At 39.9% G+C, this 24,162-nt stretch carries 23 protein-coding genes and 1 pseudogene; 17 read left to right on the top strand and 7 right to left on the bottom strand.

The genetic code is table 11. From position 1 onward, the window contains the following. Positions 1-36: 36 nt before the first annotated feature. A complete protein-coding gene (gene ciaR / locus QM408_RS07075; protein ID WP_000590639.1) occupies positions 37-711 on the top strand; it encodes a two-component system response regulator CiaR in 675 nt (224 codons plus the stop codon). Next, positions 701-2,035: a two-component system sensor histidine kinase CiaH gene (gene ciaH / locus QM408_RS07080; protein WP_414374068.1), complete on the top strand. Its 1,335-nt coding sequence runs from the start codon at positions 701-703 to the stop codon at positions 2,033-2,035. The genes ciaR and ciaH overlap by 11 nt, the downstream gene beginning before the upstream one ends. Positions 2,036-2,068: 33 nt before the next feature. On the opposite strand, the gene QM408_RS07085 is transcribed toward ciaH, so the two are convergent. Next, positions 2,069-2,356: a DUF3270 domain-containing protein gene (locus QM408_RS07085; RefSeq protein ID WP_049515680.1), complete on the bottom strand. Its 288-nt coding sequence runs from the start codon at positions 2,354-2,356 to the stop codon at positions 2,069-2,071. Positions 2,357-2,495: 139 nt separating this feature from the next. Between QM408_RS07085 and QM408_RS07090 the strand changes: the two genes are divergently transcribed. The 7 genes from QM408_RS07090 to ezrA all read left to right on the top strand — a co-directional run bounded on the left by QM408_RS07090 (position 2,496) and on the right by ezrA (position 12,318). Further along, complete coding sequence (locus QM408_RS07090; protein ID WP_033686695.1) at positions 2,496-3,425, top strand: peptidase U32 family protein; 930 nt, start codon at positions 2,496-2,498, stop codon at positions 3,423-3,425. Between the two features lie 198 nt (positions 3,426-3,623). Further along, the gene (locus QM408_RS07095) at positions 3,624-6,074 is read left to right on the top strand and encodes a bifunctional DnaQ family exonuclease/ATP-dependent helicase (RefSeq protein WP_414374071.1); all 2,451 of its coding nucleotides are present in this window, start codon (positions 3,624-3,626) and stop codon (positions 6,072-6,074) included. 36 nt (positions 6,075-6,110) lie between these two features. After that, positions 6,111-7,334: an FtsW/RodA/SpoVE family cell cycle protein gene (locus QM408_RS07100; RefSeq protein ID WP_414374073.1), complete on the top strand. Its 1,224-nt coding sequence runs from the start codon at positions 6,111-6,113 to the stop codon at positions 7,332-7,334. Positions 7,335-7,344: 10 nt separating this feature from the next. Further along, on the top strand, positions 7,345-7,899 hold the full coding sequence (locus tag QM408_RS07105; protein WP_414374075.1) for a DJ-1 family glyoxalase III: 555 nt from the start codon (positions 7,345-7,347) through the stop codon (positions 7,897-7,899). Between the two features lie 85 nt (positions 7,900-7,984). After that, entirely contained in the window at positions 7,985-8,548 is a 564-nt protein-coding gene (locus QM408_RS07110; protein WP_414374102.1) for an HAD family hydrolase, read from the top strand. A gap of 14 nt (positions 8,549-8,562) precedes the next feature. Next, positions 8,563-10,509, top strand: coding sequence for a DNA topoisomerase (ATP-hydrolyzing) subunit B (gyrB, locus tag QM408_RS07115; protein WP_033684956.1), 1,947 nt, complete (start codon positions 8,563-8,565; stop codon positions 10,507-10,509). Between the two features lie 81 nt (positions 10,510-10,590). Next, the gene (gene ezrA / locus QM408_RS07120; protein WP_033684957.1) at positions 10,591-12,318 is read left to right on the top strand and encodes a septation ring formation regulator EzrA; all 1,728 of its coding nucleotides are present in this window, start codon (positions 10,591-10,593) and stop codon (positions 12,316-12,318) included. 51 nt (positions 12,319-12,369) lie between these two features. Here ezrA and QM408_RS07125 read toward each other — a convergent pair whose 3' ends face one another. The 5 genes from QM408_RS07125 to QM408_RS07145 all read right to left on the bottom strand — a co-directional run bounded on the left by QM408_RS07125 (position 12,370) and on the right by QM408_RS07145 (position 16,797). Beyond that, positions 12,370-13,002 (bottom strand): GNAT family N-acetyltransferase, encoded by a 633-nt coding sequence (locus QM408_RS07125; RefSeq protein WP_004256539.1) that lies wholly within the window; start codon positions 13,000-13,002, stop codon positions 12,370-12,372. Positions 13,003-13,137: 135 nt separating this feature from the next. Then, on the bottom strand, positions 13,138-13,437 hold the full coding sequence (locus QM408_RS07130; protein WP_000767189.1) for a DUF1827 family protein: 300 nt from the start codon (positions 13,435-13,437) through the stop codon (positions 13,138-13,140). Positions 13,438-13,495: 58 nt separating this feature from the next. Then, a complete protein-coding gene (locus QM408_RS07135; RefSeq protein ID WP_020902950.1) occupies positions 13,496-13,948 on the bottom strand; it encodes an NUDIX hydrolase in 453 nt (150 codons plus the stop codon). A 129-nt stretch (positions 13,949-14,077) separates the two neighbouring features. Next, complete coding sequence (locus tag QM408_RS07140; protein ID WP_414374078.1) at positions 14,078-16,336, bottom strand: ATP-dependent Clp protease ATP-binding subunit; 2,259 nt, start codon at positions 16,334-16,336, stop codon at positions 14,078-14,080. Between the two features lie 230 nt (positions 16,337-16,566). Next, the gene (locus QM408_RS07145; protein WP_000443570.1) at positions 16,567-16,797 is read right to left on the bottom strand and encodes a DUF1797 family protein; all 231 of its coding nucleotides are present in this window, start codon (positions 16,795-16,797) and stop codon (positions 16,567-16,569) included. Between the two features lie 190 nt (positions 16,798-16,987). On the opposite strand from QM408_RS07145, the gene QM408_RS07150 reads away from it, so the two are divergent. The 4 genes from QM408_RS07150 (at position 16,988) to QM408_RS07165 (ending at position 20,432) form a co-directional block, all read left to right on the top strand. Continuing rightward, positions 16,988-17,671: an amino acid ABC transporter permease gene (locus QM408_RS07150; protein ID WP_001011639.1), complete on the top strand. Its 684-nt coding sequence runs from the start codon at positions 16,988-16,990 to the stop codon at positions 17,669-17,671. Then, positions 17,671-18,405: an amino acid ABC transporter ATP-binding protein gene (locus tag QM408_RS07155; protein WP_414374080.1), complete on the top strand. Its 735-nt coding sequence runs from the start codon at positions 17,671-17,673 to the stop codon at positions 18,403-18,405. Before QM408_RS07150 ends, QM408_RS07155 begins: the two co-directional genes overlap by 1 nt. A gap of 177 nt (positions 18,406-18,582) precedes the next feature. Next, the gene (locus QM408_RS07160) at positions 18,583-19,440 is read left to right on the top strand and encodes a bifunctional methylenetetrahydrofolate dehydrogenase/methenyltetrahydrofolate cyclohydrolase (RefSeq protein ID WP_414374082.1); all 858 of its coding nucleotides are present in this window, start codon (positions 18,583-18,585) and stop codon (positions 19,438-19,440) included. 140 nt (positions 19,441-19,580) lie between these two features. Further along, positions 19,581-20,432 carry an NAD(P)H-hydrate dehydratase gene (locus QM408_RS07165; protein ID WP_414374084.1) on the top strand — a complete coding sequence of 284 codons (852 nt, stop codon included), beginning with the start codon at positions 19,581-19,583 and terminating at the stop codon, positions 20,430-20,432. A 24-nt stretch (positions 20,433-20,456) separates the two neighbouring features. Here QM408_RS07165 and QM408_RS07170 read toward each other — a convergent pair whose 3' ends face one another. Next, positions 20,457-20,642: a hypothetical protein gene (locus QM408_RS07170; RefSeq protein WP_001068558.1), complete on the bottom strand. Its 186-nt coding sequence runs from the start codon at positions 20,640-20,642 to the stop codon at positions 20,457-20,459. 232 nt (positions 20,643-20,874) lie between these two features. Here QM408_RS07170 and rpiA point away from each other — a divergent pair, with 232 nt between their 5' ends. From rpiA to QM408_RS07190, 4 genes and pseudogenes are all read left to right on the top strand, one after another. Continuing rightward, on the top strand, positions 20,875-21,558 hold the full coding sequence (gene rpiA, locus QM408_RS07175; RefSeq protein ID WP_020902945.1) for a ribose-5-phosphate isomerase RpiA: 684 nt from the start codon (positions 20,875-20,877) through the stop codon (positions 21,556-21,558). A gap of 23 nt (positions 21,559-21,581) precedes the next feature. Further along, a complete protein-coding gene (locus QM408_RS07180) occupies positions 21,582-22,793 on the top strand; it encodes a phosphopentomutase (protein WP_261150522.1) in 1,212 nt (403 codons plus the stop codon). A gap of 1 nt (position 22,794) precedes the next feature. Next, positions 22,795-23,356, top strand: a pseudogene (locus tag QM408_RS07185) (DUF1697 domain-containing protein). Next, entirely contained in the window at positions 23,353-24,162 is an 810-nt protein-coding gene (locus tag QM408_RS07190; protein WP_261150521.1) for a purine-nucleoside phosphorylase, read from the top strand. The pseudogene QM408_RS07185 and the gene QM408_RS07190 overlap by 4 nt, the downstream one beginning before the upstream one ends.

The raw sequence follows: 24,162 nt of genomic DNA on the forward strand, positions 1-24,162 counted from the left end.
ATTTGGTATAATGGTTTTAATAAGGAGGAGTTTCTCATGATAAAAATCTTATTAGTTGAGGATGACCTAGGCCTGTCAAATTCAGTATTTGACTTTTTAGACGATTTTGCGGATGTCATGCAGGTTTTTGATGGAGAAGAAGGTCTCTACGAAGCTGAGAGTGGCGTCTATGACTTGATTTTGCTCGATTTGATGTTGCCAGAAAAAAATGGTTTCCAAGTCTTGAAAGAATTGCGTGAAAAAGGAATTACGACACCAGTTCTGATTATGACCGCCAAGGAAAGTTTGGATGACAAGGGACATGGATTTGAATTGGGAGCAGATGATTATCTGACCAAACCTTTCTACCTAGAAGAACTCAAAATGCGGATTCAAGCGCTTCTCAAACGTTCAGGTAAATTTAATGAAAACACCTTGACTTATGGAAATATTGTGGTTAATTTGTCAACCAATACTGTTAAAGTCGAAGATACTCCTGTCGAATTGCTGGGGAAAGAATTTGATTTACTAGTTTATTTCCTTCAAAATCAAAATGTTATTTTGCCGAAGACTCAGATTTTTGATCGTTTATGGGGATTTGATAGTGATACAACGATTTCGGTTGTTGAAGTCTATGTTTCAAAAGTCCGTAAGAAATTAAAAGGAACCACTTTTGCAGAGAATTTGCAAACCTTGCGCAGTGTTGGGTATATTTTAAAAGATGTTCAGTAAACTAAAAAAAACATGGTATGCGGATGACTTTAGTTACTTTATCCGCAACTTTGGTGTCTTTACCCTGATTTTCTCTACCATGACCTTGATTATTTTGCAGGTCATGCACTCGAGCCTTTATACTTCGGTGGATGATACACTCCATGGCTTGAGTAACAATCCTCAGGCAGTTATTCAGCTTGCGGTAAATAGGGCAACAGAAGAGATTAAAGATTTAGAGAATGCCGCTACAGATGCTAGCAAGACGGAGATAAAACCCAATGTTAGTTCAAATACAGAGGTCATTCTCTTTGATAAGAATTTTACCCAACTCCTTTCTGGAAACCGATTTTTGGGATTGGATAAGATTAAGTTAGAAAAGAAAGAACTAGGTCATATCTATCAGATTCAGGTTTTTAATAGCTATGGACAAGAAGAAATCTATCGCATGATTTTGCTGGAAACGAATATCAGTTCGGTTTCAACCAATATCAAGTATGCGGCTGTCTTGATTAATACCAGTCAGTTGGAGCAAGCCAGTCAAAAGCATGAGAAATTGATTGTGATTGTGATGGCAAGTTTCTGGATTCTGTCTTTGCTTGCCAGTCTCTATCTAGCTAGGGTCAGTGTTCGTCCTCTGCTTGAGAGCATGCAGAAGCAACAGTCCTTTGTGGAAAATGCTAGTCATGAGTTACGAACTCCACTTGCAGTTTTGCAAAATCGCTTAGAGACCCTTTTCCGTAAGCCGGAAGCTACTATTATGGATGTGAGCGAGAGCATTGCCTCTAGTTTGGAAGAAGTTCGAAATATGCGGTTTTTGACAACGAACTTGTTGAATTTAGCTCGTAGAGATGATGGGATTAAGCCGGAACTTGCAGAAGTTCCAACCAGTTTTTTCAATACGACTTTTACAAACTATGAGATGATTGCTTCTGAAAATGACCGTGTCTTCCGTTTTGAAAATCGCATCCATCGAACGATTGTCACAGATCAACTTTTACTAAAACAACTGATGACCATCCTATTTGATAATGCTATCAAATATACTGAGGAGGATGGTGAAATTGATTTTATGATTTCAGCGACTGATCGTAATCTTTATTTGCTAGTTTCCGACAATGGAGTCGGTATTTCAGCAGAAGATAAGAAGAAAATTTTTGACCGTTTTTATCGAGTGGACAAGGCTAGAACCCGTCAAAAAGGTGGTTTTGGTTTAGGATTATCCCTAGCCAAGCAAATTGTAGATGCCTTAAAAGGAACCATTGCTGTTAAAGATAATAAACCAAAGGGAACAATCTTTGAAGTGAAGATTGCCATCCACACACCATCTAAAAAGAAAAAATAAAAATATCGCTCCAGACGGGGCGATATTTTGGATTTATCTTCTACGTTTTCGTTTGATAATAGATCGTTGAATTTTTAAAACAAGTAAGCTGGATCCGATTGCTGCGGCAAATGCAAGAGCAGTTGATAATTTTAATGCTAAAAATATAAAACTAAAGATAGCAATACAGATACAAAAAACAGCGATATTAACAAAAAATAGGATTTCCTTGAGATTGGCATCAGATTGCGCTTCAGGTGTATAATCTTGATATCGAGGAACCTGTTGGCTTAATTCTTCTTGATAGTCTACCTCATAGGACTGTAATTTTCTTACGGGCATTATTCTCTCCTTAACAGTACATACCTATTTTATCATTTTTTCAGCAGAGAATTATTACAGAAAGGTTACAATAAGAATAAAGTCCCTTTTCATTTTTAAAGAATGGCTGATTTTCCAGAAATGTGGTATAATTTTTCTTATGGAAAAGATTATCATTACAGCAACTGCTGAAAGTATTGAACAAGTTAAACAACTGCTCGAAGCTGGCGTAGATCGTATCTATGTCGGTGAGAAAGATTTTGGCCTTCGTCTGCCAACAACCTTTAGTCATGACCAATTGCGTGAAATTGCTAAGTTGGTTCATGAAGCAGGTAAGGAATTGATCGTTGCAGTCAATGCCCTCATGCACCAAGATATGATGGATCGTATCAAGCCCTTCTTAGACTTTTTGGAAGAAATCAAGACAGACTACATTACGATTGGGGATGCAGGTGTCTTTTACGTAGTCAACCGCGATGGTTATTCCTTTAAGACCATCTACGATGCCTCAACTATGGTGACTAGCAGTCGTCAGATCAACTTCTGGGGACAAAAGGCTGGCGCATCTGAGGCTGTTTTGGCGCGTGAAATTCCATCAGCTGAACTTTTCAAAATGCCAGAGATTTTGGAAATTCCTGCTGAAGTTTTGGTTTACGGAGCTAGCGTTATTCACCATTCTAAACGTCCGCTCTTGCAAAATTACTATAACTTCACGCATATTGATGATGAAAAGACTCGCAATCGTGACCTTTTCTTGGCAGAGCCAAGTGACCCGGAGAGTCACTATTCCATTTTTGAAGACAATCATGGTACCCATATCTTTGCCAATAACGACCTTGATTTGATGACAAAATTGACAGAATTGGTAGAGCATGGTTTCACTCACTGGAAACTAGAAGGGCTCTACACTCCTGGTCAGAACTTTGTTGAGATTGCAAAACTCTTTATTCAAGCGCGTAGCTTGATTCAAGAGGGTAACTTTAGCCATGACCAAGCCTTCTTGCTGGATGAAGAAGTGCGTAAACTTCACCCTAAAAACCGTTTCCTTGATACAGGATTTTATGACTACGATCCTGACATGGTTAAATAAAGTAAATGGATAGTTGAGAGAAGGAAGATGCAAACATTTCTTCTCTCAATTTTTCTTATTCTCCAATATTTTCAAAAAATAAGTAGGCTAGGATGCTCTGTTTACTGGGATTTTTTAGAAAAGTAACCCTCTTGAGTTTGAAAATTATCCTATGTTTGTAGGTGCTAAATGGCCCTTTTTTTGGTATAATTTTTTATAATGAAAACGATTGGTAATCGCTATGTTGTGGTGGATTTAGAGGCAACTAGCACAGGTAGTAAGGCTAAAATTATTCAAGTGGGAATTGTTGTGATTGAGGATGGAAAAATCGTCGATCACTATACGACGGATGTCAATCCACATGAACCCTTGGATGCTCATATAAAAGAACTGACAGGATTGACAGACCAACGTCTGGCGCAAGCACCTGATTTTTCGCAAGTTGCTAGAAAAATCTTTGACTTGGTGGAGGATGGGATTTTTGTAGCCCATAATGTTCAGTTTGATGCCAATCTCTTGGCGGAAAATTTATTTTTTGAAGGCTATGAACTAAGAAATCCTCGTGTTGACACGGTCGAATTGGCTCAGGTCTTTTTCCCAGAACTGGAAAAATATAGTTTGCCGATATTGTGTCGAGAATTAGGAATTCCTCTTAAGCACGCTCACACAGCCCTTTCAGATGCACACGCTACCGCGGAATTACTCTTATTTCTACGGAAAAAGATGGCCCAGCTTCCTAAAGGACTCTTGGAACGCTTGCTGGAAATGGATGACGCCCTCTTATATGAGTCCTACCTGGTTATTGAAGAAATTTATCGCGGCCAATCTATCCTTAGTTCTCCAGACTTGGTCGAAGTTCAAGGACTGTATTTCAAGAAAACTGGAGCTCCCCTGGAGCCACGAAAACTATCCCAAGATTTTTCTAAAAACATTTCTCTATTGAACCTTGAAGTGAGGGAGGAACAAGAAAAATTTGCTAAAGAGGTTGGCTTGCTATTGAAAGATGAGCCTGTCTCTCTGATTCAAGCATCGACAGGGATTGGGAAAACCTATGGCTATCTCTTACCCGCTTTATCTCAAGCCAAAGAGCGTCAAATTGTTCTTAGCGTTCCGACAAAGATTCTTCAAAATCAGATCATGGAAGAAGAAGGTAAACGTCTTAAGGATGTGTTCCATATAGATATTCATAGTTTAAAGGGACCACACAATTATCTGAAGTTGGATGCCTTTTATCGTTCCTTGCAGGAAAATGATGAAAATCGCTTATTTAGACGCTTTAAAATGCAACTCTTGGTCTGGCTGACAGAGACAGAGACAGGAGATTTGGATGAAATTGGGCAACTTTACCGTTACCAACATTTTCTAAGAGATCTTCGTCATGATGGGAATTTATCGTCCAAGAGCTTATTTATGACGGAAGATTTCTGGAAACGTAGTCAAGAAAGAGCAGAGACTTGCAAGCTCTTAGTGACCAATCATGCCTATCTTGTAACCAGACTTGAAGATAATCCTGAATTTGTCAGCGACCGTTTATTGATTATTGATGAAGTTCAAAAAATTTTGTTGGCCCTAGAAAATCTGCTTCAACATACCTACGATATCCAGTCTATTATTGATTTAGTTGATAAGGCTTTGGCAGGAGAAGAAAACAGAATTCAACAACGAATACTAGAAAGTATTCGCTTTGAGTGTCTCTATTTGATAGAACAATTTCAATCTGGCAAATCTAGGAAAAATATCTTAGATTCTCTGGCCAATCTCCATCAGTATTTTTCAGAATTAGAGGTAGAAGGCTTTGAGGAGCTGGTTCGCTATTTTACAGCTGACCGAGACTACTGGCTTGAAGCAATTGAAACGAGTCAAAAGAAAATTCAAATTTCTTCTACGAAATCAGGACGTATTCTCCTATCTTCTTTAGTACCTAATTCATGTCAAGTCTTGGGAGTGTCGGCTACTCTTGAGATTAGTCAGAGGGTTTCTTTGGCAGATCTTTTAGGCTATCCTGAAGCCAAATTTGTCAAGATTGAAGCTCGGGGAAAACAGGATCAAGAAGTGATCTTGGTCAAAGATTTCCCCTTGGTAACAGAAACCTCCTTAGAAGTTTACGCCAAAGAGGTAGCTGCTTTACTAGTGGAAATTCAAGCTTTCCAGCAACCGATTTTAGTTCTCTTTACTGCTAAAGACATGCTTCTAGCAGTGTCGGATTTACTTCCAGTTAGCCACTTGGCCCAGTATAAAAATGGGGATGTTCATCAACTGAAGAAACGCTTTGAAAAAGGTGAACAACAAATCCTGCTAGGTGCAGCAAGTTTCTGGGAGGGAGTTGATTTTTCAAGTCATTCTTTTGTGATTCAAATTGTACCAAGACTTCCTTTCCAAAACCCCCAAGAACCCTTGACGAAAAAGATCAATCAGGAACTAATTCAAGAAGGGAAAAATGCCTTTTATGATTATCAATTGCCAATGGCCATTATTCGTTTAAAACAGGCTTTAGGAAGAAGTATGAGACGTGAACACCAACGTTCCTTAACTCTGATTTTGGATAGGAGAATTGTCGGAAAGCGATATGGCAAACAAATTGTGACTTCTCTAGCAAAAGAAGCGATTGTTAAAACCGTCTCTCAATCCGAAGTTGATGAGGCTATTGATAAATTTTTAAATGAACTTTGATAAATAGTATTGTATGAAAGTATAAGGTTAGTATATATGAAACGTTCTCTCGACTCTAGAGTCGATTATAGTTTGCTCCTGCCAGTATTTTTCCTACTGGTTATCGGCGTGGTGGCTATTTATATAGCTGTTAGTCATGATTATCCAAACAATATTCTGCCCATTTTAGGGCAGCAGGTCGCCTGGATCGCCTTGGGGCTTGTGATTGGTTTTGTGGTCATGCTCTTTAATACTGAATTTCTTTGGAAGGTTACACCCTTTCTATATATTTTAGGCTTGGGACTTATGGTTTTACCTATCGTCTTTTATAATCCAAGCTTAGTTGCATCAACAGGTGCCAAAAACTGGGTATCGGTAAATGGTGTTACCTTGTTCCAGCCGTCAGAATTTATGAAGATATCCTATATCCTCATGTTGGCTCGTGTGATTGTCCAGTTTACCAAAAAACATAAGGAATGGAGACGCACAGTTCCGCTGGACTTCTTGTTGATTTTCTGGATGATTCTCTTTACCATTCCAGTCCTAGTTCTTTTGGCACTTCAAAGTGACTTGGGGACGGCTTTGGTTTTTGTAGCCATTTTCTCAGGAATCGTTTTATTATCGGGGGTTTCTTGGAAAATTATTATCCCAGTATTTGTGACTGCTGTAACTGGAATTGCTGCTTTCTTAGCTATTTTTATCAGCAAGGACGGTCGGGCTTTTCTCCATCAACTGGGAATGCCGACCTACCAAATCAACCGTATTTTGGCTTGGCTCAATCCTTTTGACTTTGCCCAAACAACCACTTACCAACAGGCTCAAGGGCAGATTGCCATTGGAAGCGGTGGCTTATTTGGACAAGGGTTTAATGCTTCTAATTTGCTTATTCCAGTTCGAGAGTCGGATATGATTTTCACGGTTATCGCAGAAGATTTTGGCTTTATTGGCTCTGTCCTTGTTATTGCCCTTTATCTCATGCTGATTTACCGTATGTTAAAGATTACTCTTAAATCAAATAATCAGTTCTACACCTATATTTCCACAGGTTTGATTATGATGTTACTCTTCCATATCTTTGAGAATATAGGTGCCGTGACAGGTTTGCTTCCTTTGACTGGGATTCCCTTGCCTTTTATTTCGCAAGGAGGATCGGCTATTATCAGTAACTTGATTGGTGTTGGCTTGCTTTTATCGATGAGTTACCAGACAAATCTAGCTGAAGAAAAGAGCGGAAAAGTCCCATTCAAGCGGAAAAAGGTTGTATTAAAACAAATCAAATAAGGAGAAAATCATGGTAAAAGTAGCAGTTATGTTAGCTCAAGGCTTTGAAGAAATTGAAGCTTTGACAGTTGTGGATGTTTTGCGTCGGGCCAATATCACTTGTGATATGGTTGGTTTTGAAGAGCAAGTGACTGGTTCGCATGCAATCCAAGTAAGAGCAGATCGTGTCTTTGATGGTGATTTATCAGACTATGACATGATTGTTCTTCCTGGAGGGATGCCTGGTTCTGCACATTTGCGCGATAATCAGGCCTTAATTCAAGAATTGCAAAGCTTCGAGCAAGAAGGGAAGAAACTGGCAGCTATTTGTGCGGCTCCAATCGCCCTCAATCAAGCAGGGCTATTGAAAAACAAGCAGTACACTTGTTATGACGGCATTCAAGAGCAAATCCTTGATGGTCAATACGCCAAGGAAACAGTAGTGGTAGATGGTCAATTGACAACTAGTCGAGGCCCCTCAACAGCCCTTGCCTTTGCCTACGAGTTGGTGGAGCAATTAGGAGGAGACGCAGAGACTTTACGAACAGGAATGCTCTATCGAGATGTCTTTGGTAAAAATCAGTAAAACGGGACTCAAACTCTCGTTTTTTTATGTGGAAAACTCAGGGAAATCATCGCTTTTTTAAGGAAAAAATGGTATAATGAAAGCTATGAAATATCACGATTATATCTGGGATTTAGGTGGAACTTTACTAGATAATTACGAAACTTCAACAGCTGCCTTTGTTGAAACATTGGCATTGTATGGCATCACACAAGACCATGACAGTGTCTATCAGGCTTTAAAGGTTTCTACTGATTTTGCGATTGAGACATTCGCTCCCAACTTAGAGAATTTTTTAGAAAAGTATAAGAAAAATGAAGCCAGAGAGCTAGAACATCCGATTTTGTTTGATGGAGTTTCTGATTTATTGAAAGATATCTCAAATCAAGGTGGCCGTCATTTTTTGGTCTCTCACCGAAATAATCAAGTCTTGGAAATTTTAGAAAAAACCTCTATAGCAGCTTATTTTACAGAAGTGGTGACTTCAAACTCAGGCTTTAAGAGAAAACCAGATCCTGAGTCCATGATTTATTTAAGAGACAAGTATCAGATTAACTCTGGTCTTGTAATTGGTGATCGACCGATTGATATCGAAGCCGGGCAAGCTGCTGGACTAGCTACCTACTTGTTTACCAGTATCGTGAATTTAAGACAAGTATTAGACATGTAAGAAAAAGGAAAAAGATGACAGAAGAAATCAAAAATCTGCAGGCACAAGATTATGATGCCAGTCAAATTCAAGTTTTAGAGGGCTTAGAGGCTGTTCGAATGCGTCCAGGGATGTATATCGGGTCAACCTCAAAAGAAGGTCTTCACCATCTAGTCTGGGAAATTGTTGATAACTCAATTGACGAGGCCTTGGCAGGATTTGCCAGCCACATTCAAGTCTTTATTGAGCCAGATGATTCGATTACTGTTGTCGATGATGGGCGTGGTATCCCCGTCGATATTCAGGAAAAAACAGGTCGACCTGCCGTTGAGACTGTCTTTACTGTTCTTCACGCTGGAGGAAAGTTTGGCGGTGGCGGATATAAGGTCTCAGGTGGTCTTCACGGAGTAGGGTCCTCAGTTGTTAACGCCCTTTCAACTCAATTAGACGTTCATGTCCACAAAAATGGGAAGATTCATTACCAAGAATACCGTCGTGGTCATGTTGTCGCAGATCTTGAAGTAGTTGGAGATACGGATAAAACGGGAACAACAGTTCACTTTACACCGGATCCAGAAATTTTCACTGAAACAACAACCTTTGATTTCGATAAATTAAATAAACGGATTCAAGAGTTGGCCTTTCTAAATCGTGGTCTTCAAATCTCTATCACAGATAAGCGTGAAGGTTTCGAACAAACCAAGCATTATCATTATGAAGGTGGGATTGCTAGCTACGTTGAATATATCAACGAGAATAAGGATGTTATCTTTGATACACCAATCTACACAGATGGTGAGATGGATGATATCACAGTTGAAGTAGCCATGCAGTACACAACTGGTTACCATGAAAATGTCATGAGTTTCGCCAATAATATTCATACACATGAAGGTGGAACGCATGAACAAGGTTTCCGTACAGCCTTGACACGTGTTATCAACGATTATGCTCGTAAGAATAAGTTACTGAAAGACAATGAAGACAACTTAACAGGGGAAGATGTTCGCGAAGGATTAACTGCAGTTATCTCAGTTAAACACCCAAATCCACAGTTTGAAGGACAAACCAAAACCAAACTGGGGAATAGTGAAGTAGTCAAGATTACCAATCGCCTCTTCAGTGATGCCTTCTCTGATTTCCTCATGGAAAATCCACAGATAGCTAAACGTATCGTGGAAAAAGGGATTTTGGCTGCTAAAGCTCGTGTGGCTGCCAAGCGTGCGCGTGAAGTCACTCGTAAAAAATCTGGTTTGGAAATTTCCAACCTTCCAGGTAAACTAGCAGATTGTTCTTCAAATAATCCTGCTGAAACAGAACTTTTCATCGTCGAAGGAGACTCAGCTGGTGGATCAGCCAAATCTGGTCGTAACCGTGAGTTCCAGGCAATCCTTCCAATTCGCGGTAAGATTTTGAACGTTGAAAAAGCCAGCATGGATAAGATTCTTGCTAACGAAGAAATTCGTAGTCTTTTCACAGCAATGGGAACAGGATTTGGCGCAGAATTTGATGTTTCAAAAGCTCGTTACCAAAAACTCGTTCTGATGACCGATGCCGATGTCGATGGAGCCCACATTCGTACGCTTCTTTTAACCTTGATTTATCGTTATATGAAACCAATTCTAGAAGCTGGTTATGTTTATATTGCCCAACCACCAATCTATGGTGTCAAGGTTGGAAGCGAGATTAAAGAATATATCCAGCCAGGAGCAGATCAAGAAATCAAACTTCAAGAAGCTTTAGCCCGTTATAGTGAAGGTCGTACCAAACCGACTATTCAGCGTTATAAAGGTTTGGGTGAAATGGATGATCACCAGTTGTGGGAAACAACCATGGATCCCGAACATCGCTTAATGGCAAGAGTTTCTGTAGACGATGCTGCAGAAGCAGATAAAATCTTTGATATGTTGATGGGGGATCGAGTAGAGCCTCGTCGTGAATTTATCGAAGAAAATGCCGTCTATAGTACACTTGATGTCTAAAAAATCGGGAGAAGTAGTTCCCTTGGTCTAAAAAATATGATATAATCATTACGATTGTTTCAAGTTAAAAAGGAGTTTAATATGTCTGGTAGTCTAGTAGTATATCTTATAATTGCAATTGCAATTATATTGCTGATTTCATATGCTATAGCAATTTATGTACGGAAACGCAATGAAAGTAAATTAGCAATTTTAGAAGAGAAAAAAGAAGAGCTGTACAATCTTCCAGTTAATGATGAAGTTGAAGCTGTTAAAAATATGCACTTGATTGGACAAAGTCAAGTGACTTTCCGTGAATGGAACCAAAAATGGGTTGACCTATCTCTTAACTCTTTTGCCGATATCGAAAATAATCTTTTCGAGGCAGAAGGCTATAACAATTCATTCCGTTTTTTCAAGGCTAGTCATCAAATTGACCAAATCGAGAGCCAAATTACCTTGATTGAAGAAGATATTGCGGCAATTCGCAATGCCTTGGCTGATTTGGAGAAACAAGAGTCTAAAAATAGTGGACGTGTTCTTCATACCTTGGACTTGTTTGAAGAGTTGCAACACCGAGTTGCTGATCATTCTGAAGAATATGGACAAGGTTTGTCTGAAATCGAAAAACAATTGGAAAATATCCAATCAGAGTTTTCTCAGTTTGTTACTTTGAACACTTCAGGTGACCCAGTAGAAGCTGCTGTGATTTTGGATAATGCTGAGAATCATATCTTGGCTTTGAGTCATATTGTTGACCGCCTGCCAGCAATTGTAAAAACATTATCTAAAGAGTTACCTGATCAATTGGAAGATTTGGAGGATGGTTACCGTAAGCTTTTAGATGCTAACTATCATTTTGCTGAGACGGACATTGAGTCTCGCTTCCAATTGCTTTATGAAGCTTTGAAGAAAAACCACGAAAATGTTGCTCAATTAGAGTTGGATAATGCTGAGTACGAAAATACTCAAGTTCAAGAAGAAATCAATGCACTCTATGATATCTTTACACGAGAAATCGCTGCTCAAAAAGTAGTAGAAGGCTTAGTTGCCACCCTTCCTACGTATTTGAAACACATGAAAGATAGTAATGCTGTTTTAGTAGAAGATATTCAACGATTAAGTAATAACTACCTGCTTTCTGAAACGGATGTTAGTCATGTTCACAGATTACAAGCTGAGTTAGAATCTTTAGAAGAATCTGTATTGGAATTAACTTCTGAACAAGAGGAACATTCTGAACCTTATTCATTCCTTGAAGATCGTTTGGAAAACTTACAAGCGACTTTGAAAGAAATTGAGGATGAACAAGTTTCGGTTAGTCAACGTCTTGCTCAGATTGAAAAAGATGATATCAATGCTCGCCAGAAGGCAAATGTTTATGTCAATCGTCTTCATACAATTAAGAGATATATGGAAAAACGCAATCTTCCAGGTATTCCTCAGAATTTCTTACAGTTGTTCTTTACAGCAAGTAATCATACTGAAGAGTTGATGGCTGAGCTAGAAGAAGCCCAGGTCAATATCGAAGCTGTGAACCGTATGCTTGAAATTACAACAAATGATATGGAAGCACTTGAAGAAGAAACCTATAATATTGTTCAATATGCAACATTGACAGAACAATTGCTACAGTATTCGAACCGTTACCGCTCATTTGATGAACGAATTCAGGAAGCCTTTAATGAATCATTAGAAATTTTTGAAAAAGAATTTGATTATCATGCTTCATTTGATAAGATTTCGCAAGCTTTGGAAGTTGCAGAACCAGGTGTAACCAACCGTTTTGTCACTTCATACGAAAAAACACGTGAGACGATTCGTTTCTAACATAATAAAAAAGATTTGGTTCTGTGATAAGCAGCACCAAATTTTTTTTATTTATTTATTTATAGTTTTTAAAAATGCCCAGTTACCAATTGATTTTGACCCATATTCTAAGTCCATATGGTCCAGTAATACATAATCGTTTTTTTCGTAGAATGAGGTATTTCTAGCTGTACTAGTTATGAGTCCCAAGTGTTTACAGCCTTTTGATTTGACATAAGGTTCAATCCCTTGTGTCAGAAAAGTACTGCCTATTCCCCGCCCCTTACTTTCTATATTGACAGCTAAAGCCATCAAATACCAATCAAACTCCCCTGATTGTTCTAAATGCTTTTTGGAACGTTTTACAAAGTCAAAGTATTTAAGGAGATTTTGTGGTCGAATGTAGCGAAAAATGTTTGTTCCTCCATTTCGTAGATAGGATAGTATACAGAAATCTTTTTGTTGCAAAAGGGCGACTGCAAGTAAGTCTCCATCCTGTTCCGCAATTAAACAGTTTCCCTTCTTAATATAGACTCTAGTAAGCAGAATTTGCAACGTTTCTACAAAAGCAGGATAGGAGTCAGGTTTCTTCAAATCATCAGTTATAATCGTTAAAAAGGGATAGTCAAGAAAGGAATTGGCTAATAATTTTCCAATTTTTTCGCTTTCTTCAATTCTTGCCTCTCTATATATGATGTCTCCCATGTTTGTCTCCTTAATTATCTACAAAATCTTGTATGATAAGATTTTATAGATAAAAAATTGGAGATGATTTAAAAAGCTAAATAAACCTAATTTTGTTCCATAAGGTTCAAAGCACTTTCTAATCTCTCCAAGATTTTATTTGGTTGGAATCGAAATTCCAATTAATTTTTCTGAATAGAGGGTTTTGATATTGGCCTCATCAATAGAGTCCTTATCAATTTTACGTTTCAAGAAAAATTCTTGAATAGCTTCGATTTCAGGTTCTCGAATAGCGCGGTGTTTGTTTGAGATGAGGATTTCATAGTGAAGCGGAGCTTGGGTAAAAATAACATCGGTATTCCCTGCAGAATAGACCTCAACAAGGGTTGCGTCTGTACTTTCTAGCTGGCTTTTAACAAGTTGCGAGTGTGAGTTTGTCGTATTGATTAGCTTCATAACATTTCCTCCGATTTTCTAATTCTATTATAGCACTTTTTGAATAAAGTGGCTGGATTTAGTCAATCTTATGCTGTTTTTTCCATGATTGGATTGCCCATTTATGGCTACCACGTTTGAGATTTTCAATAGCTTCATCAATAGGGAACCAGGCAATATGATTAAAGTCTTCTAGTGGCTTTTGCACTTCTTTGAAAGAAGTTGCTTCATAGAGGTAGGCAGGATTGTAGTAGTAGGTGTCACGATGACGAGAGTAGAAATATTCGTCAGCTTGTCCGTAATAGGCACCAATTTCAGCTGTGAAGCCAAGCTCTTCAATCAATTCACGTTTTAGGGCTTCCTGATGGTTCTCACCAGCTTCAATTTCGCCACCTGGTAGGAACCAAGCGCCATTGGGTGCTTGAACAAGAACAATTTGTTTTTGTTCAGCATCAGGTATAACTGCATATACGCCATAGCGTGAAACATAGTCTGTATTCGCTTTTTTTTCTCCGAAAGTTGGGTTTGCCATTGCATTTTCCTCATTATCTATTATCTTTATTATTATCTTAATGGACAAAGGCCTAGCTGTCAAGAATTTATAGTTATTTTAGTAAAAAGGAGCAGAAAATTTTCATTTTCTACTCCTTTTCTATAGGATTTATACTTCTTTTTCAGAAGTCTTTACTTCAGCTTTTTTGGCAGATTTGATTTGAATGTTTCCCTTGCTAGTCATAACTGCTTTGAGATCTTTTTCGCTTGGATTTTCAAGGTAGTAGTCAGTGATTGCGTCCTCAATATAGTCTTGAATAGTACGACGAAGTGGGCGTGCTCCCATTTTTGGATCATAACCAAGATCAACCAATTTTTCCTTGACCTTGTCGGTTACATCCAAATGAATGTTGTTGCTAGAAAGACGTTTGTTAACATCTGCAAGCATAAGCTCAACAATCTGAAGGAGGTTATCTTTGCTGAGAGCCTTAAATTCAATAATGCCATCAAAACGGTTCATAAACTCTGGGCTAAAGAAGTTGCCGAGTTCACCGAGAACAGAGTTGGTACGTCCTTCTCTAGCAGCCCCAAATCCAACGCTGGCTTCTGCCTTACCTGTACCTGCATTTGAAGTCATGATGATGATGGCATCCTTGAAGCTAACGGTACGTCCTTGCCCATCTGTCAAACGACCATCGTCCAAGACCTGGAGGAACATATGCATAACATCTGGATGGGCTTTCTCTACTTCATCCAAGAGAATAAGAGAATACGGATTGCGGCGAACTTTTTCAGTTAATTGCCCAGCCTCATCGTAGCCAACATAACCTGGAGGGGCACCGACCAACTTAGCTACGCTGTGTTTTTCCATGTATTCGCTCATGTCAAAGCGAATCATGCTATCAGCAGAACCAAAGAGTTCGATAGCTAATTGTTTGGAAAGTTCTGTCTTACCGACCCCAGTTGGTCCGACAAAGAGGAAGCTTCCGATTGGGCGGTTAGGGGTACCGAGACCGACACGATTCCGGCGAATAGCCTTGGCAATCTTATCGACAGCATCATCTTGTCCAATAACATGAGACTTGAGATCTTCGGCTAGATGGATGAGTTGAGATTGTTCTTTCTCTTTCAAATCGCCAACAGGGATATTGGTTTTCTGCTCGATAATGTGCTCAATGGTTTTCTCACTGATGATAGGAGTATCCTGGTCTGTGACCTTTTTCTTTTGCATTTCCTTATACTTGGCAATCTGGTCGCGGAAATAAGCCGCCTTCTCAAAATCTTCCTCTCGTGTAGCTTGAGATTTAAGATTTTCAGCCTCAATCAAGCGCTGATCGATTACTTTAGGATCCACAAAATTCAAGGTCAAGTTCATCTTAGAACCAGCTTCATCTAGGAGGTCAATGGCCTTGTCAGGCAAGAAGCGATCTTGGATGTAGCGATTGGACAGAGTTGCAGCTGCTTCAATTGCAGCATCGGTATACTGAACGTGGTGGTAGTCTTCGTATTTCTTTTGAATGCCTTTGAGGATAGTGATTGTTTCTTGCACCGTTGGTTCATCAACCTTAACAGGTTGCATACGACGCTCTAGGGCGGCATCTTTTTCAATGATACGGTATTCATTGAGGGTAGTGGCACCGACCAGTTGCAGTTCCCCACGAGCAAGGGCTGGCTTGAGGATATTTCCTGCATCCATATTGCCATCGCCTGCAGAACCAGCACCGACAATTTCATGGATTTCATCGATAAAGAGGATAATATCCTCACGTTTGCGAATTTCTTCCATGAGTTTTTGCATGCGTTCTTCAAATTGTCCTCGAATACCCGTTCCTTGAACCAAGCTAACCACATCCAGACGGATGACTTGTTTGCCTTGGAGTTTATGTGGAACGTCGCCATCAACGATTTTCTGAGCTAGACCTTCGACAACGGCCGTTTTTCCGACACCTGGTTCACCGATAAGAACAGGATTATTCTTGGTTCTGCGATTGAGAATTTCGATGACACGGATAATCTCATCATCGCGCCCAATAACGGGGTCAATATCTCCACGACGGGCAATTTCAGTTACGTTGATACCAAATTCTTCCAGCAGGCCTTTTTCTTGGCTAGGTGGCGGAGTTTGGGCAGGTCCACGATTTTGGGAACCATAACCGCCGTTTCCACCATAACTTCCACCTGATTGGGTTGGGGGAGTCGGAGGAGTATTGCTAGAAGGTCTGAAATTGTTTAGGTCATTGAAGAAATCACCAAAGGGATCAAAGTCACGATTATTCAGATCCGTCATACCTTTAAAGAGGCTATTGTTAGGATCTGTCTTGATAATCTTATAGCAGTTTTGACAGAGGTCAATTTGTTTTTGCTTTCCATTGAGATTGGTATAAAGATGAATTGTTGAGTCGTTTATTTTACAGTTTTGACAAAGCATACATCTACCTCATTTCTTTCTTTAGCCTGACCTATTTAAAGGTCAAAAATAGTCAAATTTCTATACTCTCATTATAACAGGATTGGGGTGTAAAGCAAGTAAAAAGATTGCAGCTTTGAGAGGTTGTTACAATGAAGATCTTTGTGGATTTGGACTATAAAAAAATCCTATTTGTGAGACAAAAAGGATTTTGGTTAGACATGCAGGGTGTAATCCCAGCTTGTTTTGTATTAGTAAAGGAGTTCGTAAATCTCCATTGCAATCAAGTCAATGCTATCAAACGTATATGTTTCGCGAGCTTCGACATCACGAAGGGTAAAGATTGAGCCGTTTTCTTCGTCGTGGCTGTATGCAACTTCTGCAACAACAACTCCTTCGCGTTCAAAATTACGTTTTAAATTTCCGCCGTCTTTTGCCATTGCTTCAAGGCGGTTGATGATTCTAACCAAATGTGATTCCATTTTGATTCTCCTTCATTTCTTATCGTTACTATTTTACCATAAAGGAGGTCAACTTGCCTAGAAAAAACTAAGATTTCTCGCTAATTCTACCAACTTAAAGATTTTTTGAATAAATTAGACAAAAGATTTAAATTTTAATTCAATTCATGTTATAATCATACAGTATTCTATTTTAGAAAGCAGTGTGACTATGAATTTTTCTTTTTTACCAAAGTATTTACCTTATTTTAACTATGGGGCTGTCGTGACGGTTCTTATTTCTATCTGTGTTGTCTTTTTTGGGACTATTTTGGGTGTTGTATTGGCTTTTGGGCAACGTTCAAAGTTTAAACCGCTTGTTTGGCTCGCCAACTTGTATGTTTGGATTTTCCGTGGGACACCGATGATGGTTCAGATTATGATTGCCTTTGCCCTTATGCATATCAATGCTCCGACTATTCAGGTTGGGATTTTGGGTGTTGATCTTTCTCGCTTGATTCCAGGGATTTTGATTATCTCTATGAACAGTGGTGCTTATGTTTCTGAGACTGTTCGTGCCGGAATCAATGCGGTTCCAAAAGGTCAGCTAGAGGCGGCTTATTCGCTAGGGATTCGTCCTAAAAATGCGATGCGCTATGTGATTTTGCCACAAGCTATCAAAAATATTTTGCCAGCATTGGGGAACGAATTTATCACCATTATCAAGGATAGTTCCCTCTTATCAGCTATCGGTGTTATGGAGTTGTGGAACGGAGCTACAACAGTTTCTACAACAACCTATCTACCTTTAACACCACTTTTATTTGCAGCCTTTTATTACTTGATTATGACCTCTATTTTGACAGTGGCCTTGAAAGCTTTTGAAAAACGTATGGGACAAGGAGATAAGAAATAATGACAGAAACCTTGATAAAAATTGAAAATTTACATAAATCCTTTGGAAAGAATGAAGTATTGAAGGGCATCAACCTCGAGATTAAAAGAGGAGAAGTTGTCGTTATCATCGGTCCTTCAGGGAGCGGGAAATCTACCTTGCTTCGCTCTATGAATTTGTTGGAAGAAGCAACCAAGGGGAAGGTTATCTTTGAGGGAGTCGATATTATGGACAAGAAGAATGACCTGTTTGCCATGCGTGAGAAGATGGGCATGGTTTTTCAACAATTCAATCTCTTTCCTAATATGACTGTGATGGAAAATATCACCTTGTCACCTATCAAGACCAAAGGTGAGAGCAAGGCAGTGGCTGAGAAGAGAGCCCAAGAACTTTTGGAAAAAGTTGGTTTGCCAGATAAGGCAGATGCTTACCCACAGAGTTTGTCAGGTGGACAGCAACAGCGGATTGCTATTGCGCGTGGTTTGGCCATGGAACCAGATGTTTTGCTTTTTGACGAGCCAACTTCAGCCTTGGACCCTGAAATGGTAGGTGAGGTGCTGGCTGTTATGCAAGATCTAGCCAAATCAGGAATGACTATGGTTATCGTAACACATGAGATGGGATTTGCCCGTGAGGTGGCAGATCGTGTTATCTTTATGGCAGACGGTGTGGTTGTTGAAGATGGAACACCTGAACAGATTTTTGAACAAACCCAAGAACAACGGACTAAAGACTTCTTGAGTAAGGTTTTATAAGTTAGCTTTGTTTAGCTATTTGTAGCTAACTTTACATATAAAGTATAGATTAATGAAAAGCTCGACTAGAGCTTTTTCTTATAGTTTGAAACTATAGAATAGCCTAGGAAAGAAGTGTTAGAGGGGATTAGCAGTTTTTGGTATAATGGAAGATATTTGAAAGAAAAGAGAAGTGATATGACACAGATTATTGATGGGAAGGCTCTAGCAGCTAAGTTACAAGGACAGCTGGCTGAAAAGACTGCAAGGTTAAAGGAAGAAACGGGGCTAGTACCTGGTTTGGTAGTGATTTTGGTTGGGGACAACCCTGCCAGCCAAGTCTATGTTCGCAACAAGGAACGTTCTGCCCTTGCAGCTGGTTTCCGTAGCGAAGTAGTGCGAGTTCCAGAGACCATTACTCAAGAGGAATTGTTAGACTTGATTGCCAAATACAATCAAGATTCAGCTTGGCATGGGATATTGGTCCAGTTGCCCTTACCAAAACACATTGATGAAGAGGCGGTTCTATTGGCTATTGACCCAGAAAAGGATGTGGATGGTTTCCATCCTCTAAATATGGGACGCCTTTGGTCTGGACATCCAGTCATGATTCCTTCGACACCTGCAGGAATTATGGAAATGTTTCATGAATATGGGATTGACTTGGAAGGTAAAAATGCGGTCGTTATCGGTCGCTCCAATATCGTTGGAAAACCTATGGCCCAGCTTCTTTTGGCAAAGAATGCAACAGTGACCTTGACCCACTCACGGACTCATAATCTTGCCAAGGTGGCTGCTAAAGCAGATATTCTGGTTGTTGCAATCGGTCGTGCCAAGTTTGTAACTGCTAACTTTGTCAAACCAGATGCGGTTGTCATTGACGTTGGGATGAATCGCGATGAAAATGGTAAGCTTTGTGGAGATGTGGATTATGAAGCGGTTGCCCCACTTGCTAGCCACATCACGCCAGTTCCTGGAGGTGTCGGTCCTATGACCATTACCATGCTGATGGAGCAAACCTATCAGGCAGCAGTTCGGACATTGGAAAGAAAATAAGAGAGAATTCGCTGAAGAGAGTGTGTTTTCTATAGCTATATCTAAAATGGCAGAAATGAATATTAAATTTTAGAAATAAGTTTATAAAAGGAGGTATGCGCCTCCTTTTTGTTGTATAATAAATGCGAGAGGAAAAAACGATGAAAGTGATTGATCAAGCCTTACTAGAAAAAGTCATTATTGAACGTTCTCGTACAAGTCATAAAGGAGACTATGGCCGTCTGCTCTTGCTTGGTGGGACTTATCCCTATGGTGGTGCTATCGTCATGGCTGCTTTAGCAGCTGTAAAAAGCGGTGCAGGATTGGTGACTGTTGGAACGGATAGGGAAAATATCCCAGCTTTGCACAGTCATTTACCTGAGGCTATGGCCTTTTCTCTTCAAGACCAGCAACTGTTAAAAGAGCAGTTGGAGAGGGCAGAAGTGGTCTTAGTGGGACCTGGTTTACGAGACGATGCTTTTGGAGAAAATCTAGTAAAACAGGTCTTTGCTAGATTAAGACAGAATCAGATTTTGATTGTAGACGGAGGGGCCTTAACCATCCTTGCTAGAACTAGATTATCATTTCCTTCGTGTCAGCTTATCTTAACTCCCCACCAAAAAGAATGGGAAAAACTGTCTGGAATTACTATTGAAAAGCAAAAGGAAGCTACAACGGCTTGTACCCTAACTTCCTTCCCTCAAGGAACAATTTTGGTAGAGAAAGGTCCAGCTACTCGTATTTGGCAAGCTGGCCAATCTGATTATTACCAGTTACAGGTTGGCGGTCCCTATCAGGCGACTGGGGGAATGGGAGATACTCTTGCTGGAATGATTGCAGGATTTGCAGGCCAATTCCGACAGGCCAGTCTCTATGAACGTGTGATAGTAGCGACCCATCTTCATTCAGCAATTGCTCAAGAACTAGCTCAAGAACACTATGTGGTCTTGCCGACGGAAATCAGCAGTCATCTTCCCAAAATAATAAAAAAAATATCTCAAAAAGGCACCTGATCGTTTCAGGCGCCTTTATATCTTTTAGAAAAATCCTTTAATCTTTCCAACGAGGCCATCTAGACCTTCAGAACCAGAAATCAACTGCTGAGCTTGAGAGAAGTATTCTCCAAGCTGTTCTTGATTTTCTGCAACAAATGTTTTTGCAGCTTCAAAATCTTTTGTCTCGATTAGTTCTTTTACTTGATTAAACAAATCTAATGGGTTCATCTTATTTCTCCTTTTCTGTACTTACCTATTTAATCATCTTTATGATAAAAAATCAACTTTAATTTTTAAAGAGCTTTCGAAATCTAGATTTGGGAATTTTTGATCTGTATACAAGCATGGAGAAAGAAAATTAGAAATCATAGATAAAAATGTTCGGTTTTTTTCAGTGTATCCATGAAATAAAAAGTGATACATGTTATAATAAAGTTAGCTCTTTAATGGAGGTGTTTGAGTGGAAAATCTGAAAAAAATGGCAGGTATCAAGGCTGCTGAGTTTGTCAAGGATGGAATGGTAGTCGGACTAGGAACGGGGTCTACTGCCTATTATTTTGTAGAAGAAATCGGTCGTCGTATTAAGGAAGAAGGACTGCAAATTACTGCTGTAACGACTTCTAGTGTGACCAGTAAACAGGCTGAAGGGTTAAATATCCCGCTAAAGTCTATTGACCAAGTAGACTTGGTTGATGTGACGGTTGACGGGGCAGATGAAGTGGATAGCCAGTTTAACGGAATCAAAGGTGGTGGTGGTGCCCTTCTCATGGAGAAGGTTGTCGCAACGCCCTCAAAAGAATATATTTGGGTGGTAGACGAAAGCAAACTAGTTGAGAAATTGGGCGCTTTTAAACTGCCTGTAGAAGTAGTTCAGTATGGTGCAGAACAAGTCTTTCGTCGTTTTGAGCGAGCTGGCTACAAACCAAGTTTCCGTGAAAAAGACGGCCAACGTTTTGTGACGGATATGCAGAACTTTATCATTGACTTGGCCTTGGATGTCATCGAGGATCCAATTGCCTTTGGCCAAGAATTGGACCATATCGTTGGTGTCGTGGAGCACGGCTTATTTAACCAAATGGTAGATAAGGTCATCGTTGCTGGACGAGACGGGGTTCAGATTTTAACTTCAACAAAAGCAAACTAATCAACATAATAAGGAGATACACTATGTCAAAATTTAATCGTATTCACTTGGTGGTACTGGATTCTGTAGGAATCGGTGCTGCACCAGATGCTAATAACTTTGTCAATGCAGGAGTTCCAGATGGAGCTTCTGACACATTAGGACACATTTCGAAAGCAGTTGGTTTGAATGTCCCAAACATGGCTAAAATTGGTCTAGGAAATATTCCTCGTGAAACCCCTCTTAAGACTGTACCAGCTGAGAGCAATCCAACAGGTTATGCAACAAAATTGGAGGAAGTATCTCTTGGTAAGGATACTATGACTGGACACTGGGAAATCATGGGACTTAACATTACTGAGCCTTTCGATACTTTCTGGAACGGATTCCCAGAAGAAATCTTGACAAAAATCGAAGATTTCTCAGGACGCAAGATTATTCGTGAAGCTAACAAACCTTACTCAGGAACGGCTGTTATCGATGATTTTGGACCACGTCAAATGGAAACTGGGGAGTTGATTATCTATACTTCAGCTGACCCTGTTTTGCAGATTGCTGCCCACGAAGACATCATTCCTTTGGATGAACTTTATCGTATTTGTGAATACGCTCGTTCGATTACCCTTGAGCGTCCTGCCCTTCTTGGTCGTATCATTGCCCGTCCTTATGTAGGTGAGCCTGGTAACTTCACTCGTACTGCAAATCGTCGTGACTTGGCAGTTTCACCATTTGCTCCAACTGTTTTGGATAAATTGAACGAGGCTGGTATCGATACTTACGCTGTTGGGAAAATCAACGATATCTTTAACGGTGCTGGTATCAACCATGATATGGGTCACAACAAGTCAAATAGTCATGGAATTGATACACTATTGAAGACCATGGGCCTTGCTGAGTTTGAAAAAGGATTCTCATTCACAAACTTGGTTGACTTTGATGCCCTTTACGGCCACCGTCGCAATGCTCATGGTTACCGTGATTGCTTGCATGAGTTTGATGAACGCTTACCTGAAATTATCGCAGCCATGAGAGAGAATGATCTTCTCTTGATTACAGCGGACCATGGAAATGACCCAACCTATGCAGGAACAGACCACACTCGCGAATATATTCCACTTTTGGCTTACAGTCCTTCCTTTAAAGGAAATGGTGTCATTCCAGTTGGACGTTTTGCAGATATCTCAGCGACTATTGCCGATAACTTTGGTGTTGAAACTGCCATGATTGGGGAAAGTTTCTTAGATAAATTGGTATAAGATGACGCGATATGCTTTACTTGTTCGGGGCATTAATGTCGGTGGGAAAAATAAAGTTGTCATGGCGGAGCTTCGGCAAGAACTGACAGAGTTGGGACTGGAAAAAGTTGAAACCTACATCAACAGTGGCAATATTTTCTTTACTTCGACAGCTCCCAAAGCCCAATTGGTTGAAAAGTTAGAGGCTTTCTTTGCAGTCCATTATCCATTTATTCAGAGTTTTTCTTTGCTGAGTCAGGAAGATTATGAAGAAGAGCTGAAGAATCTGCCAGATTGGTGGACCAAAGATTTGGCACGAAAGGATGTCCTCTTTTACACGGAGGGCTTGGATGTGGCTCAAGTCATTGAGACAGTTGAAAGTTTGGAACTGGAAGATGAAGTCGTTCATTTTGGAAGACTTGGGATTTTCTGGGGGAAATTCTCTGAAGAATCATACTACGAAACAGCCTATCACAAATACTTACTCAAGATGCCTTTCTACCGCCAAATCACCATTCGTAATGCTAAAACTTTTGACAAAATCGGTCAAATGCTAAAAAACTAATAAAGGAGACACACAATGACATTTTTAGATAAGATCAATGAAACAGCTGCCTTCCTGAAAGACAAGGGAATCCAAGCACCTGAGTTCGGTCTAATCCTTGGATCAGGACTTGGAGAATTGGCAGAAGAAATCAAAAATCCAGTTGTAGTAGACTATGCAGATATTCCCAACTGGGGCCGCTCTACAGTAGTTGGTCACGCTGGTAAATTGGTATATGGTGACCTTGCAGGTCGAAAAGTCTTGGCTCTTCAAGGTCGCTTCCATTTCTACGAAGGCAATCCTCTTGAAGTCGTGACTTTCCCAGTTCGTGTCATGAAAGTTCTTGGATGTGAAGGTGTCATTGTAACCAATGCAGCTGGAGGTATTGGATTTGGTCCTGGTACCTTGATGGCTATCTCAGACCATATCAATATGACGGGGCAGAACCCATTGATGGGTGAAAACTTGGATGATTTTGGTCCACGTTTCCCAGATATGTCTAAAGCCTACACACCAGAATACCGTGCTACTGCCCATGAAGTGGCTAAAAAACTTGGTATCAAGCTTGATGAAGGTGTCTATATCGGTGTTACTGGTCCAACTTATGAAACACCAGCAGAAATCCGTGCTTATAAGACACTGGGAGCTGATGCAGTCGGTATGTCTACGGTTCCTGAAGTGATTGTGGCAGCCCACTCAGGCTTGAAAGTTCTCGGTATTTCATGTATTACTAACTTTGCAGCTGGTTTCCAAGAAGAACTCAACCACGAAGAAGTTGTAGAAGTGACTGAACGTGTTAAAGGCGACTTCAAAGGTTTGCTTAAAGCGATTCTTGCAGAATTGTAA

It is taken from the genome of Streptococcus mitis, from assembly GCF_047464965.1.
GTDB lineage: Bacteria > Bacillota > Bacilli > Lactobacillales > Streptococcaceae > Streptococcus > Streptococcus mitis_DU.